Annotated in this window: 3 protein-coding genes and 2 pseudogenes; 2 read left to right on the forward strand and 3 right to left on the reverse strand. The window is 69.9% G+C overall.

The window, feature by feature from the left end; translation table 11 throughout:
• Nucleotides 1-176: 176 nt before the first annotated feature.
• Complete coding sequence (locus ACFQ87_RS43010) at nt 177-680, reverse strand: MarR family winged helix-turn-helix transcriptional regulator (RefSeq protein ID WP_380616447.1); 504 nt, start codon at nt 678-680, stop codon at nt 177-179.
• 85 nt (nt 681-765) lie between these two features.
• Between ACFQ87_RS43010 and ACFQ87_RS43015 the strand changes: the two genes are divergently transcribed.
• Nucleotides 766-1,272: a cupin domain-containing protein gene (locus ACFQ87_RS43015; protein WP_380616449.1), complete on the forward strand. Its 507-nt coding sequence runs from the start codon at nt 766-768 to the stop codon at nt 1,270-1,272.
• A 44-nt stretch (nt 1,273-1,316) separates the two neighbouring features.
• Nucleotides 1,317-1,448: pseudogene (locus tag ACFQ87_RS43020) on the forward strand (RidA family protein); the annotation flags it as partial.
• 4 nt (nt 1,449-1,452) lie between these two features.
• Here ACFQ87_RS43020 and ACFQ87_RS43025 read toward each other — a convergent pair.
• Both ACFQ87_RS43025 and ACFQ87_RS43030 read right to left on the reverse strand, forming a co-directional pair.
• A pseudogene (locus ACFQ87_RS43025) lies at nt 1,453-1,575 on the reverse strand (IS5/IS1182 family transposase); the annotation flags it as partial.
• Nucleotides 1,576-1,725: 150 nt separating this feature from the next.
• Nucleotides 1,726-3,273, reverse strand: a complete 1,548-nt coding sequence (locus ACFQ87_RS43030) for an IS1182 family transposase (protein ID WP_380616450.1) — start codon at nt 3,271-3,273, stop codon at nt 1,726-1,728.
• Nucleotides 3,274-3,357: the final 84 nt, after the last annotated feature.

Genomic DNA, 3,357 nt, shown 5'->3' on the forward strand with positions numbered 1-3,357 from the left:
GGGAAGCCGGAAAGGGAGGGGAGAAAAGGGGGGGAGGGAAGGGGGGGGGAGTCGCAACGAAGGACACATTACACGGGGTGTCGGCCCCCGCCCGCGCTCCCAGCGAACGGCGCCCGACGGCGTTCCGGAGCGGTCGCGGGTGGCTGGACCTCGGGCGGGGGCGTCGGGCGGGGCCGTCAGGGCGCCGGGCTCTCCGCGCCCTCGACGTCGGCGAGCAGTTTGCGCAGGAGCCCGTCCAGGGTGGCCCGTTCCTCGCCCGAGAGGGCGGAGAGCAGCGCGGTCTCGTTGGCCGCGTGGTCGGTGAAGGCGGCGTCCACGAGGGCGCGTCCGGCCGCGGTGAGGGCGATGCGGACGCTGCGCCGGTCCGCCGGGTCGGTGCTGCGTTCCACCAGGCCCGCCGATTCCAGCCGGTCGATCCGGCTGGTCATGCCGGCCCGCGACATCAGCAGCAGCGCGGCGAGTTCGGAGGGCATCAGTTCGTACGGCGCGCCGGAGCGGCGCAGGGTGGCGAGAACGTCGAACTCGCCGCGCTGGAGGCCGTGTTGCTTGAACACCTCTTCGACGACCCGGCCCGCGAGCAGCGCGAAGCGGCCGAGGCGGCCGACGGTGCCGACCGCCGCCAGGTCGAGGTCCGGGCGCTCCCGGCTCCACTGGTCGAGCATGACGTCCACGTGATCCATAGGGGCATATTATTCGATGGGAGATAGTTAGGCGTAGTACTATCAATCGTGGAACTATCGGAGCGCTCGCTGTGGGGAGAGGCCAATGACGTTGATCGGACCGGAAGCCGTGGTGGTGCGGGGCGACGAAGCCGAGACCGTCGGAATGCTCGGCGGCAAGGGGCGGCTGCTGGCGGACTCCAGCGCCACCGGCGGCGCCCTGAGCACCCTGCGCGTCACGCTGGGGCGCGGCAAGGACGGCGCCACTCCGCACTACCACGGGGGCTCCTCGGAGCTGTTCTTCGTCATCGACGGCTCGGCCCAGGTGCTGGTCGGGAACGAGGTAGTCACCGCCCGGAGCGGCGACCTCGTGGTGGTGCCGCCCCATCTGCCGCATGCCTTCGCGGCGGCGCCGGACTCCGGGGCGGACCTGCTGATCGTGATCACCCCCGGGGTGGAGCGCTTCGACTACTTCCGCCTGTTGGAGCGGATCCGCGCGGGCGAGGCGACGGTCGAGGAACTGCTCGCCAAGCAGGACCTCTTCGACAACCACTTCCTGGAGTCGCCGAGTTGGCGCGACGCCCGGGAGGAAGCCGCCCGGTCCGAGCCGTAGACCGCCCGGCACCGAGCTCAGCCCGACACCAGGGAAGGAACCCCGTGACCGACACCCGCACCATCACCAACCCGCCCGGCCTGCACGACCCGACGCCGTTCGGCTACAGCCACGCCGCCTCCGCGCCCGGCGAACCGGTGTTCATCGGCGGCCAGTACGCCTCCGACGCCAGCGGTCAGGGTCCGGAATGCGCCGTCGGTGGCAGCCGAGCGGATGGTCAGGGTCGAACTCGGCCCGATCGGGCAGTAGGGCCCTGAACTGGTCCCAGGCGGGTTCGAGCAGGCATGATGGCAGCGCGGGCACAGTCGTCCTTCGCGGTCACAGAGCGTAGAGAACTCCATGATCACGTGGGTCTGTGCCCGTTCTGCTGCCACCTCTCACAACGACCGTACTCCGCCGCCTACTGCCGGTCGGTCTTAACTTGACTCTGTCGGGGATCTTGGATGATCGGGCTCAAGTGCCAAGGGTTCGCCAGGACTTCGGCCGGGGGACGTCGTTATCGTCCAGGAAGGTCTGGAAGGCGGTCGGCGGTCTCGGTGACGGGGCTTCGTCGCTGACTGGCCGGCCACTGAGCCGTTCGATGTTCACGGCGATGGCTGTGAGTACGTGCTGTAGGTGGGCTTTCGGCTGTCCTCGGTAGCGGCAGCGGCGCATGCCGTGTCCGTGGGCGAACTCGTTGATGGTGCCCTCGATACCGGAGCGGACCGCGTAGCGGGCCTTCCACTCGGGTGTCTGCTGCTCGGTGCGGACGCGGACTTGCAGGTCGCGGAGTTCTCGCGGGGGAAAGCCCACGTTCCGAGCGCTCTCGCGGGAACTGGTGCACCGGGGGCGGTCCGGACACGGCTGGCACTGGCCCTTGGTGAACCGCGCCACGATCAGGGGTGCCGCAGTTGGCGAAGAGGTTGGATAGGGACCGTGCCAGCCCTGGCTGACCTGGCCTCGGGGGCAGGTGACCTGCCGACGGTCGAAGTCGATGTGGAAGTCGTCCCGGTCAAAGCCTTCGGTCCTGCGGTGCTGGCGGGTGGGGTTGCCCGACAGCGGCCCGCTGCCGGTGACCTGGTGTTCGCGAGCGGCTCGTTCCAGGTGGACCAGGGAGGTGTAGCCGCCGTCGACCAGGTGCTCGGCGGGCAGCAGTTCGCGACGTGCCAGGCGGGTGTGGATGCCGGGCAGGGCCTCGCCGTCGTTCGTGGCGGCCGAGGTGGTGGCCACGTCCGTGATCACGTTGACGCTGTCGGAGGCACATGTCTCGGTGACATGCGCGGCGAACCCCTTCCAGCTGATGATGTGCCCGTGACGGACGTAGCGCGCCGTCGTGTCGTAGGGGGAGACGATCGCCGAGGCGGAGGGCGGCAGGCCACCGTCGTCGGCGGTGCGCCAGCGCAGGCGGCCTGCCGCGTCGCGGTAGTAGTTCTGCATCATGATCTGCCGCAGTGCCTCGGCCTGCGGGCCGGGCCGGTAGCGCGGTCCGTGCTCGTGGAGGTGCTCCAGCAGCCGGCAGGCGTCCTCGCCCGCGGCAAGAATCCTGGTCTTCGGCCGGGTGGGGTTCTTGCCCAGACGGACCGGGCGGCCGTAGCGGCGCCCCCAGTCCTCATCCACCAGGCCAGTCAGCAGGTGCGAAGCAGCGCGGGCCACTTCTTCCAGCACGGCACGGACGGCCTCGGTGACCAGTTCCAGCCGGGTCAGGTCACGTACCGCAGCCAGGACGTGGGTGGAGTCCGTGCGCTGCGTGGTGCGCTCGCGCACGAGCCCGGCCTCCTTCAGGCGCGCAAGTGCCAGATCGAGAAGACGGTCGGCGCGGTCATCCAGGGCCAGGCGCTCGCGGAAGTCCGCCAGCACGCTGTGGTGGAAGCCGGGATCGTCCAGCTCCATGGCCAAGGCGTACTTGAAATCGATACGGCAGCGGACCGCTTCCGCCGCTTGCCGGTCCGACAGGCCGAGCAGGAACTGCAGCACGCAGACGGTGGCCAGCTGGGCGGGCGAGATGCCAGGGTGAAGTTCCACCCTGCGGTTGGACACCGATCTTCTACGCCGCGAGGGCATGACCTTGCTGGTGTCGCTGCCGGATCTCGAGGGGCGTGAGGTAGC

This window comes from Kitasatospora sp. NPDC056531 (assembly GCF_042794375.1).
In the GTDB taxonomy this organism is placed as follows: Bacteria; Actinomycetota; Actinomycetes; order Streptomycetales; family Streptomycetaceae; genus Kitasatospora.

What these genes read in the sequence shown, in the direction of transcription:
- ACFQ87_RS43015 (WP_380616449.1), top strand. Translation starts at nt 766, where the DNA reads ATGACGTTGATCGGACCGGAAGCCGTGGTGGTGCGGGGCGACGAAGCC.
- ACFQ87_RS43010 (WP_380616447.1), bottom strand. Translation starts at nt 680, where the DNA reads ATGGATCACGTGGACGTCATGCTCGACCAGTGGAGCCGGGAGCGCCCG.